Below are 13,088 nucleotides of genomic sequence, written 5' to 3'. Positions count from 1 at the left end.
ATAGAGACTTTTTTTATTAATTTTTCCATTTTATACTACAACCAATACTAGGATTTTGATTTTCTGAAATTTTTTCTCCTTTTAAATGAGCTTCAAAAGCATGAACTAAATCTTTTCCTGTAACAGCAATTCCGTTTCCAGGTCTAGCATCATCAAATTGTCCACGATAAATCAATTCCAGATTTTCATCAAAGAAAAATAAATCAGGTGTACAAACTGCTTTATATTCTTTAGCAACATTTTGTGTGTTATCATATAAATAAGGAAAACCAAATCCGTTTTCTTTCGCATTTTTTGTCATTTCCTCTGGTCCATCCATTGGATAAGTAGCTACATCATTTGAAGAAATTGCAACAAAAGAAATACCTTGCGTTTGATATTCATTTGCTAAGGAAACTACTTTTTTGATGATATGAATTACATAAGGACAGTGATTACAAATAAACATTATAAAAGTTCCTTTTTCTCCTTTGACATCTTTCAGGGATAAATATTTTCCAGAAACGGTATCTAATAAATGAAAGTTTGGAGCTTTTGTTCCTAAAGGAAGCATTTCAGATTGTACTGCTGGCATGTCTTTTGATTTTATAAATTAGTACTAATAAAGTTACAAAATTCCGAATTTTTAAATAGAATATTGTTATCAATTTTAGAAATATTGGGAATTTGCAAACTAAATAGTAATTTCAAATGAAATACTATTATATTTTTAATAAATTTCAGAGCTCTAAATCAAAATATATTATGAAAAAATACATTCTATTCGCATTAGCAATCAATTTTGCAGCTGCTACAATTTCTTGTGATAGCACTAAAAAAGCAGTTTCTAATTCAAATAAAGAACAAATGAAAACAATTTCTTATAAAACTATATTAGAAAGTTCAGGAAGTAATTTATTTAATAAAAATTATTATCGCGTAAATTCTCAAGAAGCTTTAAATCGAATTTATGGAAGTATTAATAGTACGATGAAACCAGGAATTCCAATTCCTACGATTGATTTTCAAAATAATGCAGTTTTTGCTTTTGAAATGGGAAAGAGATCTAGCGCAGGTTATGGAATTGAAATTAAAGATATCGTAAATAAAAATGGAGAGACAATTATAAAATATAAAGAAATTGTTCCAGATGGAATGAGTGCAACGGTTATTACAACTCCAATTTTAGTTATTGAAGTTCCAAAAAAAGGAAATATTTTTAAACTAGAAGAAGTAAAGTAAAAAATATAAAGAAAGTATTGAAGCCACTACAGATGTAGTGGCTTTTCTTTTGTCTAAAGTTTACGGTAAAACCGTAATTTTCATTGAAAAATTCTTGATACTTTTATAATGTTAAAAAAACGGAAATCTATGAACTTTTCTTATCTAATTTTAGACGATAATTTACAGTCTTCAAATGAGCTTATTTCAAAGATGGAATTATTTTCTAATTATCTATGTGTAGGAAAAACGCAATCTAATGATGAATTCTTAGAATTAATGTTAAGTAAAAATCCGCAGATTGTTTTTTACAATATAGATTCAGAAAGTATTGAAAAGTTTCAATTTATAAGAGAACTTCAGCATTTTAATAATATTCAGAAACCTGAAATTATTGTGTATTCTAGTTCAAAAGAATATGCGTATGAGGCAATTAAGCTTCATGTAAAAGATTATTTATTAAGACCTTTAAAAATTATAGATCTTAAAAAGGCTTTAAATAAGTTTGAAGAAAATCATATTGTGAACGATTCTTTAATTAGTGTAAAATCATATCACAATTTGTATTTCTTAGAAAAAGAGGAGATTTCTTATGTGAAGGCAGATGGCAAAACTTCTGATTTTGTTTTAGGAAATAAAAGGACCATTGTAGGAAATATTATTTTAAAAGAAGTAGAGAAGAGGTTACCGATGAATTCCTTTATTCGAGTTCATAATAGTTATATAATTAATGTCAATCATATTTCTAGAATAGATTTGAAAAATTCTTATATCAAGTTGAAAAATGATTTAAGAGTTCCATTTTCTAGAACATATAAAAAAAATATCAATCGTATAAAAGAATATTTTAGTGTTGGAAATCTGTATGCAAAGGCTGTCTAAACTATTATCTTTTTCACCCAATAAAAATTAGACTTTGTTTTCAATTTAGTGGACTTTGTAATTTTTAATTAAAAAAGTAATTATTACTTATTTCCATTTACTTGGCAATTGAGCTGTTTCCCAAAGCAGCTCAGTTTTGCTTTGTTTTTCAATATTTAAATAAACAGAATTCCCTCATTAAAACTTCCTAAATAAAAAATAGAAATTAAAAGAAATAAAGTAACAAATATCATATTTTCTTTTCCTCATTTACTGTAATATTGCCAATTCATTTTGTTTTATTTAAATATCAATTAATTGTGAAAATGTTTGAAAAATTCCTTTTAAATATTGATATATTTGTAAAATTTTTGTGCAATTACGAGATAAATTTTTGACTTCACTTAATTAATTTATTCTCAGGATTATAAAGTATAAGTTGAGAAAATCCTAATGTACAAAATTAAAAAATGAAGAAATTCCAAAAAATAAAATTAGTAAATGTTTAATTTAATTATAAAATAGTGAGAAATTTAGTTTTAACCCTAGGATTATTATTTGTAAGTTTGGTCGCATTTTCGCAAGAAGACGCTCCAGAAGTTCTAGAGAAAAAAGGAAATAAAGGAAAAATGTTCTTTTATTGGGGTTGGAATGTTAGTACATATTCTGATTCTGATATTACATTCAAAGGAAATGGGTATAACTTTACATTACAAAATGTAAAAGCAAATGATAGACCTACAGCTTTTGGTTTGGATCCATATTTTCACCCAGGAAGAATCACAATTCCACAAACAAATTTTAGAATTGGATATTTTTTCCAAGATAATTGGAATATTTCTTTAGGTGTGGATCACATGAAATATGTAATGCCTCAGAATCAAACAGTGAAAATTGACGGAACAATTGATATAGGTTCAAGATTTGACGGAGTTTATAATGGAGAAAATATTTTACTAACAGAAGATTTCCTGAAATTTGAACATACAGATGGTTTGAATTATGTAAATATAGAAGTAAATAGATTTGATAACTTTAATGATTTATTAGGAATTGCAACAGAAAACTTCGAAGTAAACTTAACCGAAGGTTTAGGTGTTGGTTTCTTATATCCTAAAACAAATACAACGTTAATCGGAAAAGAACGTCATGATGATTTTCACGTTTCTGGTTATGGAGTTTCTGCTAAAGTTGGTCTTAATCTAACATTCTTCAAATGGTTCTTTATTCAATCAGAATTAAAAGGTGGATTTATTGATATGCCAAATATTCGTACAACGAATAGTACTTCTGATAAAGCTTCTCAAAACTTCTTCTTCTTTGAAAAAACAATCGTTTTTGGAGCGCGATTTAGAGTTTTCAACTAATAAACCAACTATAAAATGAAATCATTAGAACAGTATTTTAGTAAATTTAGAGATCAAATTGTAGGAATTGATCAGACTTTTACTTCTCCCTATGGAGAACAGAAAATTATTTATACAGATTGGACAGCAAGTGGACGATTGTACAAAGAGATTGAAGAAAAAATGCTAAATGATTTCGGGCCTTTTGTTGCAAATACACATACAGAAACTTCTATTACAGGTTCTTTAATGACAATGGCTTATCATGAAGCTAGAGAAATTATTAAAAAACATGTAAACGCAGATAAAAATGATGCTTTAATTACAGCTGGAACTGGAATGACTGGTGTTGTAAATAAATTTCAACGAATTTTAGGTCTTCGTATTCCAGAGCAATTTAAAGATTATACTACAATTCCAGATGAAATAAAACCTGTAATTTTTATTTCTCATATGGAGCATCATTCAAATCAAACGACTTGGTTAGAAACAATTGCAGATGTAGAAATTATTCCATGTGATAGTCAAGGATTAATTTGTTTGGAAAACTTGGAAAAAGTTGTTCAAAAATATAAGGATAGGAAAAATAAGATCGCTTCTGTTACTGCTTGTTCAAATGTAACGGGAATTAAAACTGATTACCATGGCGTTGCAAAAGTAATGCACAAATACGATGGGCTTTGTTTTGTTGATTTTGCTTGTTCTGCTCCTTATGTAAATATTGATATGCATCCTGATAATGAATCGTATTTAGATGCAATTTTCTTTTCTCCTCATAAATTTTTAGGAGGTCCTGGAACTTCAGGAGTTCTAATTTTTAATAAAAAATTATATAGTAATAATATTCCTGATTGCCCAGGAGGAGGAACAGTAACATATACAAATCCTTGGGGAGATCATGATTATTTTGATGATATTGAAACTCGTGAAGATGGTGGAACACCAGGTTTCTTACAAACAATCCGAATTGCTCTTTCGATGAAATTAAAAGAGGAAATGGGAACAGAAAAGATTGAGGAAAGAGAAAATGAAATCAATTCTTATGTTTTCGAACAATTAGAACAAATTCCAAACTTGAATATTCTTGCTGGACATATTAAAGAACGTTTAGGAATTTTTTCTTTTTATATTGATGATTTACACTTTAATTTAGCTGTAAAATTATTAAATGATAGATACGGAATTCAAACTCGAGGAGGTTGTTCTTGTGCAGGAACGTATGGACATTTCTTATTACATGTAGACCAGCAAACTTCTGCTGCAATTGTAGAAAGAATTAATCAAGGTTGTTTAGTAGAAAAACCAGGTTGGGTTCGAATGTCTATCCACCCAACAACAACAGATGCTGAAATTCAATATGTTTGTAAAGCAATAAAAGAATTAGCGGAAAATTTTAAAGAATGGGCTAAAGATTATGAATACGATGCTTCTCATAATGAATTTAACCATAAAGAAGGAAAAGATTATGAAAGAAACCTTGTAAAAAATTGGTTTTCAAATTAATCCATAGAAAGATATAAATTAAAAAAATCTCAAGAACTTATTTTAGCTCTTGAGATTTTTTTTACCAATCAATTTCTTTTTTATCAATCTTTTTTAAATAAGTATTCGCTTTGCTAAAATGTTTATTTCCAAACCAAAATCCTCTATTTGCACTCAAAGGTGAAGGATGACCTGATTCTAAAACTAAATGTTTTGTTTTATCAATTTTACTTCCTTTTTTCTTTGCATAACCTCCCCAAAGCATAAAAACAACACCTTCTTTTTCATTGGCGATTTTTTGAATTACTGCATCTGTAAATTTTTCCCAACCTTTTCTTTGGTGTGAACCTGCTTTTCCAGCTTCTACAGTTAATGTTGCATTTAATAATAAAACTCCTTGCTTTGCCCATCTTTCCAAGTTTCCATGATTTGGAGTTTCTTTTCCTAAATCTTCATTAATCTCTTTGTAAATATTTATTAAAGAAGGTGGAATAGGAATATTTTCATTTACAGAAAAACACAATCCGTGAGCTTGATCATATCCATGATATGGATCTTGCCCAATAATTACCACTTTTACATCATCAAAAGCACAATAATCAAAAGCAGCAAAAACTTGTTCTTTTGGTGGATAAATTGTTGTTGTCTCATAGGCATGTAAAACAAAATTTTGTAATTCTTTTACATAAGGTTTTGAAAGTTCATCGGTTAAAAGCTCTTTCCATTTAGGGTTTAATTTCATAAATTCAATTTTTAAATCGTGTATAAACAAAAATAGCCATTCAAATGAATAGCTATTTTATTATTTTATTTGTTTAAAAAATTATTTTCCAACTTTTGCTGGCTTTAATTTTTTAGCATCAATAACTTCTTTAGAAACAGGTTTAATACTATCAATTTCAATTTCGAAAATTAAGTTAGCATTTGGAGGAATTACACCACCTGCACCTCTTGGTCCATAAGCTAAATGAGAAGGAATGTGTAAAAATGCTTTTGATCCTTCTTCTAATAATGGAATTCCTTCTAACCATCCTGGAATTACTCTTCTTTCTTCTGGGTTAAATGGGAAAGATTGTCCTCTTTTCTTGGAAGTATCAAACATTTTTCCATTCTCTAAATATCCCGTATAAGTAACATACATTATGTTTCCAGGTGTATATTTCTTTCCGTTTCCTTTTCTTTGTGTAACGATTTTTAATCCAGATTCTAATTCTTGAACTTCACCGTTATTGATTTCAGCTTGGAATTTTTTAGCTTTTTCTTCTTGCTCTTTCTTAGCATTTTCAAGTCCTTCATCATAAGCTTTTACAGCATCCCATTTTTTAGCTTCTTTTCCTTCTCTGATGATTGTAACTTTATTGATAATATCATCTTTAGCAATAGAATTTACAATATCTTGTCCTTTGATTACTTTTCCAAAAACAGTATGTTTTCCATCTAACCAAGGAGTTTCTTTGTGTGTAATGAAGAATTGTGATCCATTTGTTCCAGGCCCAGCATTAGCCATAGATAAAACTCCAGGCCCATCATGTCTTAATAATAATTCTCCATTTGCATCTGTTGGGAATTCATCGATGAATTTATACCCAGGTCCACCAGCTCCAGTTCCATCAGGATCTCCTCCTTGAATCATGAAATCAGCAATTACTCTATGGAATTTTAATCCATCATAATAAGGTTTTCCTTTTAATTCTTCTCTAGTAATGTGAGAATTAATTCCTTCTGCTAAAGTGATAAAGTTTGCCACAGTAACAGGAACTTTTTTGTACTCTAATTTTACAAGGATATCTCCTTTGTTAGTTTGGATATCTGCGTAGATTCCATCTTCTAAATCTTTGTATTTTTTTGCTGGAGCACATGAAATAAAAAGCGCCGCAAAAAAAATGTATACTAAATTCAGTAGTCTCATTTTTGGTTATTTTTAATTATCGATTTTAATTCTACTTTATAAATAAGAGGTTGTTTTTGACCAATTCGTTCATCTTCTTTCTGAAGATTTAAACCATAAGCCATAAAAGAAGGAAAGATAAATGTGATGATTTCTCCTTCATGCATCATTTTTAATCCTTCGTTTAAACCTTGGATAGCATCTCTTTTATCTATAATTAGTTTTTGATCTCCAATTTCTTCTGCTGAATAAATAATTTCTCCATATAGATTTTTAATTTCGTAATTAAAAACTACAACATCTTCAGATTTTGGAGTTTCAGAAAGATTTTCTACTTTATTTTCATAAGTAAACCAAAAACCAAAAGGACTAGATTCATAATTTTTAAGACTATCTAAAGCGATAATTCTTTCAATTTCCTCTTCTTCGATAGCATTTGTTCTTTTGTTTTCTTCAATAGATTCTTTAAAAAACGATGCAGTTCTTCGTTGAATTGGTTTTCTTGGTTCGTTCTTGTTACAAGCAAATAAACTAATTAAGATTGTGAATAATACTAATTGGTTAATCCTCATAAGATTCTGAAATTTCTTCTTTATAATTAGGTAATAAATTTAAAAATTTATCTACAGTTTCCTGTAATGAAATTGTGGATCTTCCTCCAGCAGCATTCGTATGTCCACCACCACTAAAATGTGCACGAGCAAACTCATTTACAGAAAAAGTTCCTTTAGAGCGTAAAGACATTTTTATAATTCCTTGTTCAATATCTTCAATAAAAATTACAGCAAAAATTACTCCTTTTAAAGATAAAGCATAATTTACAAAACCTTCTGTATCTCCTTTTTGAAAACTTTGTTTGTCAAGCTCTTTTTGAGATAAAGTAATATAAGCTGTTTTAAATTCAGGAACTACTTTTAAATTGTTCAGAGCGACTCCTAATAATTGTAAACGATTATATGAATTTGTATCGTATACATTATTATGAATTCTTGCATTATCAGCTCCTAAATCAATTAAATCTGCTACAACTCGATGTGTTGTACTTGTTGTACTTCTGAAACGGAAAGAACCTGTATCAGTCATAATTCCAGTATAAATACAAGTTGCAATATCCTTATCTAAAAGATTTTTATCCCCCATCATTTCAATAAAATGATACACCATCTGACAAGTAGAACACATTTCTGTATCTGAATAAATAAATCTTGTCAAATCATCTGGTTGTTGGTGATGATCAATCATCACGAAATCTCCCTCAAATTTTTCTAATGTTTTCTCCATATCGTCTCCAACACGATGAAGTGCATTAAAATCTAATAAGAATATCAAATCCGCATTATTTATTGCTCTTTTTGATTGTCTATTCTGTAAATCAAATTTGTATGATTTATGTGAGTTTGGTAACCATTTCAAAAATTCAGGATAATCATTAGGAGTAACTATCGTTGTTCTATGATTTTTTTTATCTAAAAATAACTTCATAGCTAAACTAGCTCCCATCGCATCTCCATCAGGGTTTTTATGAGGTACTATCACAATATTTTTTGGCGTAGATAGTATCTTTTTTAAATCTTCTAGGTCTGTATTTGTCATAAGTTGCGAATATACAATTAAAAATTTAAAAGAGAATGCATATGACTGTTCTTCTACAGTATGGAAATTAGCTTTTTCTTAAAAATAAATATTATTCAGATATCCTTTATCTATAAGATTTATAAAATGTACCTTTGTCTTGGTAAAATAACTTGAATACATGCAAGAATTTCCTAAGAAGAAAATAGCACAAGATGTCGTGCTATCTTGTGAAAAATATGGAATCCAAACAGCTGTAATTTCTCCAGGGTCAAGAAATGCAGCTTTAACAATCGGATTTTCAAATCATCCTAAAATAGAGACTTTAAGTGTTGTTGATGAACGTTGTGCATCTTTTTTTGCATTAGGAATTTCACAACAAAATAAAAGACCTGTCGCAATTGTTTGTACTTCAGGTTCTGCTTTATTAAATTATTATCCAGCTGTTGCTGAGGCTTATTATAATAATATACCTTTAGTTGTAATTTCTGCTGATAGACCAAAACATTTAATTGATATTGCAGATGGACAAACAATTCGACAAGAAAATGTATTAGAAAAACATATTCTTTTTAGTGCAAATTTAATCGAAAAAGAACCTACAACAAACAAGGTTTTATTAGAGAAAGCTTTACAAACTGCTTTAGATAAAAAAGGTCCTGTTCATATAAATGTTCCAATGGATGAACCTTTATATGAAACAATTTCAGATTTTAATTATGTGGAATCTTCAGATGAAATTTATCAAAAAAGTCTGGAAGATGAATTATATCTTGAGGTTTCATATTTGGATAAATTTGCTCAAAAATGGAATAAAGCAAAAAAGAAAATTGTTTTAATTGGACAAAATGAACCTTCTGAATTACTTTCTATTCAGATGGAAAAAATGATTAAAGATCCATCTGTATTGGTTTTTACAGAAACAACTTCAAATATTCCAAATTCTAAATTTATTAATAGTATTGATAAATTAATCGCTCCTTTAAAAGAAGCAGAATTAGAAGATTTAGCTCCAGAAATTTTATTGAGTTTTGGCGGAATGGTGGTTTCTAAAAAAGTAAAGCAATTTTTAAGAAAACATAAACCTCTAGAACATTGGCATATTTCTAGAAAAAATGCACCAAATACATTTCATTGTTTGACAAATCATTTTGAAATTTCACCAACAAACTTTTTTAGTCAATTTTTCTTTTTAACAGAAGATGCAAAAAGTGATTATCAAGAAAAATGGCTTTCTATTAAAGATAAAAGAAAGGAAAATCATGAAATTTATATGAATTCTATTCCTTTCTCAGATATGAAAGTTTTTGAAGCGATTTTAGAAACAATTCCTGATAATTTAAATGTACAATTGAGCAATAGTTCTGTAATTCGTTACACGCAACTTTTTGATGTCAATAAAACTTTGCATTTTTATTGTAATCGAGGAACGAGCGGAATTGAGGGAAGCACTTCAACAGCAGTTGGAGCAGCGTATGCAAGTGAAAAACAAACAATTTTTATCACTGGTGATGTTAGTTTTTTCTATGATAGTAATGGATTGTGGAATGCTAATATTCCGAGAAATTTCCGTATTATTTTAATAAATAATGCAGGTGGAGGAATTTTTAAATTTATTCCTGGACCAAGTCAAACAAATGCAGAAGATTATTTTGTAACACCTCATAATTTAACCGCAGAACAATTGGCAAAAATGTATGATTTTTCATATCATACAGCCAAAAGTTTGAAAGAATTAAATACTGAGTTACAAGAATTTTATAAAGAATCAGAACAACCAAAAATCTTGGAAATATTTACTCCAAGTGATGAAAACGATAAAGTATTAAAATCATATTTTAAAAATTTATAAACAAATGGAAGAAAACGAATTGAAAATAGGAGACAAGGTAGATATAGTGATTGGAAGATTTACAAAAATCGGAATTCATGTGCTTGTAAATGAGGAATATGAAGGGATGCTTTATAGAAATGAAGTTTACCAAAAAGTAAGAGAAGGACAGAAATTAGAAGGTTTTGTAAAGAAAGTTCGTGAAGATGGAAAAGTAGATGTTTCACTGCAACCACAAGGGTTTAAGAAAACTATTGATCAAAATATGGAAGCAGTTTTACAAAAGCTAAAAGAAGAAGGTGGATATTCGGAATGTAATGATAAAAGTGATCCGGATTCTATAAAATACCATTTTAAAATGAGTAAAAAAGCTTTTAAAAGTGCTATTGGAGGACTTTATAAACTAAAGAAAATTTCTATTTCAGAAAACGGAATAAAATTACTTTAAATATTGATAATGAGGTTTTTATTTTTAAAAATGAATAAGAACCTCATTTTTTTTTAGAAAAAGAGTAGGGGAATCATTTTACTAGTTGTTTTACTTGAAATGACATTAACAAAGTTAAAATGTTTAGAAATGTTTTTTAGGTGAATCTAAAAAAACAAAATGATTAAATGATAAAACCCCAACACATGAAGAAAATATTTTACTCTTTATTATTTATCGCTAGTGGTGCACTAGCACAACAAACTGCGACAAACTACGATGTAGCTTCTTTAAAAATAGAAAATGATTATACTTTCGCAGAAGTTAATAACGAACTTTGGATGTTCGGAAACGTAGATCAAGGAAACTATTCTGAATATGATGTTTTAAAATCTACAAATGGTGACAACTGGACTTTAGTTTCACAAAACTCGATTAATTTATGGTCGCAAATAGCTCACTTTAAAGGAAAATTCTATTCGATTGGTGGAAACGACGGATTTATGACAAATGAAATTCGAACTTCTACAGATGGAATTACTTGGACAACGCAAGCAACGCCTCCTTTTTCTGCAAGAAGAAGACATTCTGTTCTTGTACATAACAACAAATTATTTGTGATTGCTGGAGCTGGATTTAATGATGTTTGGTTCACAGAAAATGGTTCTACTTGGACACAAGCTACAAATGCTTTATCATCTGATTTTCCTCATTTTTGGGATGCAACAGTTGTTTCTTTTAAAGGAAAATTAATCTTATTTGGTGGACATAAATCGGATTGGGGATTTGTAGATAACGAACGTGGAATTTATATTTCTGAAGATGATGGAGTAAATTGGACAAAACATGAATTTCCAATCGAGGGTGTGAATTTAGATTTAATACACACTCATTTTATAAAAGATGGAAAATTTTGGCTTTCTGTAAAGATTAATCCGTATCATAAAAATGAAGGAAAATCTTTAAAAAAGCAAGAAGAAAGATTATTTTCTTCAATCGATGGAATTACTTGGAAAAAAGAAGCAAACCCTTTAAATCCAATTGTTGCAAATAGTGGAATTAGAACTGCTATTGCTAGTTTTAATAATGAAATTATTTCTTTTTCACAATCTGGACCTACGACAACGAAAGAAATTTTTGAAGAAGCTCCGTTTATTGTTCCTGCAATTGATGGACAGTTTATTCGTCAATCAGGTACAAACTCTGCGACAATTGTTCCATTTGATGTGAAAAATTTAGATGGTTCGGATGGTTTATTTGATTATGAATATGAAATTCTTGACGAATCTATTATTACTTGTTCTGGTTTTTCAGTGGAAAATGGTGAGTTACATATTACACCTTCTGGAAAATTAGGAGAAACAAAAGTGATAATCACAATTACAGATGGATTTAACTCTTATAAAGAAAGTTTCTATTTATTTGTTTATCCTGATGGTAATAATTACATCCGAGAAATGGATAATAAATTAGTTGCTACTGGGGCTGATTTAGGTGGAATTTTAATGTTTAGAGAAGAATTAGCTGCTTATGGAACGAATTCTTATACATTTACTTCTTCTGATGAATCTTTTGTTTCTTCTTCTGATGTAAGTAATTTTGAATTAAGTGTTTTAGAATATTTCCGAATTCAAAACTTTGATTCAAATGTAGAAGGTGAAACAAAGTTTACGATTCATGCAACTGATGGAACAAGTAATTTCACAAGAGAATTTTGGTTAAAAGTTGGTGATGATGCTGCACCAGTTTCAAATGGAACTTTAACAGATTATGAATGGGATTCAACTTCTGATTTTGATTATAATTTACCAACTTCTTCGTTTTCCGATCCTGAAGGTGCTGCTTTAAAATATTCTTCTGATAATATTCCATGTGGATTATTTATCGATGAAGCAACTGGAAAAATTACAGGTCATACATTTGAATCACTTCCTTTTGATATTAATATCATTGCAACGGATAGATATGGAAAAACAACAAATCACAATTTACATGTGATTGCTGATACAAGTGTTACTTTAGATATTGAAGATAATTTACTATCTAATGAAGTAATTAATTTGTATCCAAATCCGTCTGAAAATTTAATTACAATTCAAACAAATTCTACAGCTAAAACGGATGTATTTATTTATAATACAATTGGGCAATTAATGATGAAAAATAGTTTTTCTTCTGCAAAAGAAACAATACAACATCAATTAAAAACTGGAGTTTATTATGTACAAATAATGAATGGAAATAAAAACGTTACAAAAACTTTAGTAGTGAAATAAAAACATATTTTACCCCAATTTTTTTAAATCAAGTAAATAGAGTTCATTTTTTAGTGAGCTCTATTTTTTTGTGTAAATATTAATGGAAAATAGCAAAAATAGAGTAGGGTTTTTACTTCAAAAACTGTTTTATATATAGATGAAACGCAAAATAGGATTGTTTTTTATGTGAATCTAAAAAACAAAAATGAATGTAGAATTAAAA

General features: G+C 28.7%; 12 protein-coding genes. 7 read left to right on the top strand and 5 right to left on the bottom strand.

The window, feature by feature from the left end:
- Positions 1-16: 16 nt before the first annotated feature.
- Positions 17-574, bottom strand: coding sequence for a thioredoxin family protein (locus tag I1A51_RS11985; protein WP_196894205.1), 558 nt, complete (start codon positions 572-574; stop codon positions 17-19).
- A 170-nt stretch (positions 575-744) separates the two neighbouring features.
- On the opposite strand from I1A51_RS11985, the gene I1A51_RS11980 reads away from it, so the two are divergent.
- From I1A51_RS11980 to I1A51_RS11965, 4 genes are all read left to right on the top strand, one after another.
- Positions 745-1,221, top strand: a complete 477-nt coding sequence (locus I1A51_RS11980; RefSeq protein WP_196894203.1) for a protease complex subunit PrcB family protein — start codon at positions 745-747, stop codon at positions 1,219-1,221.
- Between the two features lie 129 nt (positions 1,222-1,350).
- Positions 1,351-2,082, top strand: a complete 732-nt coding sequence (locus tag I1A51_RS11975; protein WP_196894201.1) for a LytR/AlgR family response regulator transcription factor — start codon at positions 1,351-1,353, stop codon at positions 2,080-2,082.
- Positions 2,083-2,585: 503 nt separating this feature from the next.
- Positions 2,586-3,428: a hypothetical protein gene (locus I1A51_RS11970; RefSeq protein ID WP_196894200.1), complete on the top strand. Its 843-nt coding sequence runs from the start codon at positions 2,586-2,588 to the stop codon at positions 3,426-3,428.
- Positions 3,429-3,443: 15 nt separating this feature from the next.
- Positions 3,444-4,910 carry an aminotransferase class V-fold PLP-dependent enzyme gene (locus I1A51_RS11965; RefSeq protein WP_196894198.1) on the top strand — a complete coding sequence of 489 codons (1,467 nt, stop codon included), beginning with the start codon at positions 3,444-3,446 and terminating at the stop codon, positions 4,908-4,910.
- Between the two features lie 61 nt (positions 4,911-4,971).
- On the opposite strand, the gene ung is transcribed toward I1A51_RS11965, so the two are convergent.
- The 4 genes from ung to I1A51_RS11945 form a co-directional block, all read right to left on the bottom strand.
- Positions 4,972-5,631 carry a uracil-DNA glycosylase gene (ung, locus tag I1A51_RS11960; RefSeq protein ID WP_196894196.1) on the bottom strand — a complete coding sequence of 220 codons (660 nt, stop codon included), beginning with the start codon at positions 5,629-5,631 and terminating at the stop codon, positions 4,972-4,974.
- Between the two features lie 81 nt (positions 5,632-5,712).
- On the bottom strand, positions 5,713-6,798 hold the full coding sequence (locus tag I1A51_RS11955) for a peptidylprolyl isomerase (protein ID WP_196894194.1): 1,086 nt from the start codon (positions 6,796-6,798) through the stop codon (positions 5,713-5,715).
- Complete coding sequence (gldI, locus tag I1A51_RS11950; protein ID WP_196894193.1) at positions 6,795-7,349, bottom strand: gliding motility-associated peptidyl-prolyl isomerase GldI; 555 nt, start codon at positions 7,347-7,349, stop codon at positions 6,795-6,797. Before gldI ends, I1A51_RS11955 begins: the two co-directional genes overlap by 4 nt.
- On the bottom strand, positions 7,339-8,370 hold the full coding sequence (locus tag I1A51_RS11945) for a DHH family phosphoesterase (RefSeq protein WP_196894192.1): 1,032 nt from the start codon (positions 8,368-8,370) through the stop codon (positions 7,339-7,341). Before I1A51_RS11945 ends, gldI begins: the two co-directional genes overlap by 11 nt.
- A 160-nt stretch (positions 8,371-8,530) precedes the next feature.
- Here I1A51_RS11945 and menD point away from each other — a divergent pair, with 160 nt between their 5' ends.
- The 3 genes from menD (at position 8,531) to I1A51_RS11930 (ending at position 12,883) form a co-directional block, all read left to right on the top strand.
- The gene (gene menD, locus I1A51_RS11940; RefSeq protein WP_196894191.1) at positions 8,531-10,201 is read left to right on the top strand and encodes a 2-succinyl-5-enolpyruvyl-6-hydroxy-3-cyclohexene-1-carboxylic-acid synthase; all 1,671 of its coding nucleotides are present in this window, start codon (positions 8,531-8,533) and stop codon (positions 10,199-10,201) included.
- A 4-nt stretch (positions 10,202-10,205) separates the two neighbouring features.
- A complete protein-coding gene (locus I1A51_RS11935; protein WP_196894190.1) occupies positions 10,206-10,628 on the top strand; it encodes a S1 RNA-binding domain-containing protein in 423 nt (140 codons plus the stop codon).
- A 185-nt stretch (positions 10,629-10,813) separates the two neighbouring features.
- Positions 10,814-12,883, top strand: a complete 2,070-nt coding sequence (locus I1A51_RS11930) for a T9SS type A sorting domain-containing protein (RefSeq protein ID WP_196894189.1) — start codon at positions 10,814-10,816, stop codon at positions 12,881-12,883.
- Positions 12,884-13,088 lie beyond the last annotated feature (205 nt).

Origin of the sequence: Aureivirga marina, from assembly GCF_015767265.1 — a bacterium.
GTDB classification, from domain to species: Bacteria; Bacteroidota; Bacteroidia; order Flavobacteriales; family Flavobacteriaceae; genus Aureivirga; species Aureivirga marina.
The sequence above is the reverse complement of the archived record's forward strand: the minus strand, read 5'-3'. Positions and strand labels throughout refer to the sequence as shown.

Excerpts from the sequence above, each read along its gene's own strand:
- I1A51_RS11955 (WP_196894194.1), bottom strand. The coding sequence starts at position 6,798 with ATGAGACTACTGAATTTAGTATACATTTTTTTTGCGGCGCTTTTTATT.
- I1A51_RS11945 (WP_196894192.1), bottom strand. The coding sequence starts at position 8,370 with ATGACAAATACAGACCTAGAAGATTTAAAAAAGATACTATCTACGCCA.
- I1A51_RS11935 (WP_196894190.1), top strand. The coding sequence starts at position 10,206 with ATGGAAGAAAACGAATTGAAAATAGGAGACAAGGTAGATATAGTGATT.
- I1A51_RS11985 (WP_196894205.1), bottom strand. The coding sequence starts at position 574 with ATGCCAGCAGTACAATCTGAAATGCTTCCTTTAGGAACAAAAGCTCCA.
- I1A51_RS11930 (WP_196894189.1), top strand. The coding sequence starts at position 10,814 with ATGAAGAAAATATTTTACTCTTTATTATTTATCGCTAGTGGTGCACTA.
- gldI (WP_196894193.1), bottom strand. The coding sequence starts at position 7,349 with ATGAGGATTAACCAATTAGTATTATTCACAATCTTAATTAGTTTATTT.
- menD (WP_196894191.1), top strand. The coding sequence starts at position 8,531 with ATGCAAGAATTTCCTAAGAAGAAAATAGCACAAGATGTCGTGCTATCT.
- ung (WP_196894196.1), bottom strand. The coding sequence starts at position 5,631 with ATGAAATTAAACCCTAAATGGAAAGAGCTTTTAACCGATGAACTTTCA.
- I1A51_RS11965 (WP_196894198.1), top strand. The coding sequence starts at position 3,444 with ATGAAATCATTAGAACAGTATTTTAGTAAATTTAGAGATCAAATTGTA.
- I1A51_RS11975 (WP_196894201.1), top strand. The coding sequence starts at position 1,351 with ATGAACTTTTCTTATCTAATTTTAGACGATAATTTACAGTCTTCAAAT.
- I1A51_RS11980 (WP_196894203.1), top strand. The coding sequence starts at position 745 with ATGAAAAAATACATTCTATTCGCATTAGCAATCAATTTTGCAGCTGCT.